Annotated in this window: 1 protein-coding gene; it reads right to left on the reverse strand. The window is 53.9% G+C overall.

All coding sequences use genetic code 11. The features are described from left to right. The coding region (locus ACTHS3_RS13485; protein ID WP_440368192.1) for a DEAD/DEAH box helicase family protein at nt 1–999 on the reverse strand (999 nt) is incomplete at its 3' end. Nucleotides 1,000–1,305: the final 306 nt, after the last annotated feature.

Genomic DNA, 1,305 nt, shown 5'->3' on the forward strand with positions numbered 1-1,305 from the left:
GTCCATCAGCGTGGGCGGCGGTTCGCCTTCTTTTTTGCCGGAGAAATGGCGGGAGTAGTTTTCGATGCCTTTGCAGAAGCCCATTTCGTAGAGCATTTCGAGGTCGAAGCGGGTGCGTTGTTCGATGCGTTGTTGTTCGACGGGACGTTGTTCGCGGGCGAAAAATTCGATGCGTTCGCGCAGTTCTTCTTTGATGGACTCGCAGGCGCGCAAGACGGTGTCGCGCGGGGTAACGTAGTGGCTGGATGGGAAGACGGTGTAGCGGCCGACGCGCTGGATAAGGCTGCCTGAAAGCGGGTCGAACATATCGAGGCGGTCGATTTCGTCGTCAAACAAGCTGATGCGCAGGGCATTTTCGGAGCTTTCGGCGGGGTACACGTCAATCACATCGCCGCGCACGCGGAAGCTGCCGCGTTTGAAGTCCAAATCGCCGCGTTCGTACTGCATGGAAACGAGGGTAGCGATGATGTCGCGCTGCTCGATGGTATCGCCTTCTTTGACGGACAACACCATTTGTTGATACTCGGTCGGGTCGCCGATACCGTAAATGGCGGACACGGTGGCGACGATAATCACGTCGTCGCGCGTCATCAGGTTTTTGGTGGCGGAAAGGCGCATTTGTTCGATGTGTTCGTTGATCGCGCTGTCTTTTTCGATGAACAAGTCGCGACTGGGCACATAGGCTTCGGGCTGGTAATAGTCGTAGTAGGAGACAAAATATTCCACCGCATTTTCGGGGAAAAACTCGCGCATTTCGGCATAAAGCTGGGCGGCAAGGGTTTTGTTGTGCGCCATGATGATAGCGGGGCGGCCGCTTTGCGCGATGACGTTCGCCATGGTGTAGGTTTTGCCCGAACCGGTTACGCCGAGCAGGGTTTGGTAGGCAAGGCCGTCTGAAAGCCCTTCGAGCAGGCCGGCAATGGCAGTGGGCTGGTCGCCGGCAGGTGGGAAGGGCTGGTGGAGTTTAAACGGAGAATTGGGGTATTGGATGACTTCCATAAGACGGCCTGTTTTATGTTCAGGAAAAGAGAAGATTATAACAAAGGGCCGTCTGAAAATTGATAGTGTGCCAATCTGATAAGACTAAATATTTCTTCTCCTTCCTTAGCTAACTGAGGTTGGTTGTGTTAGCTGGACAATTAAACTACCCTCTCCCAGGACGTGCCTGTGTACGTCCTTTTTACTCTCTTATCTCCTTTCCACCCTATTGTCACCCCATAAAAGGCTTACACTCCGCATCATTGCCCCTAAATATCTCCTCACCGTCCGTACAGCTGCCCTTCCCCTTCATCTTCCCGCACACCA

The organism is Neisseria sp. P0009.S007 (genome assembly GCF_051962515.1).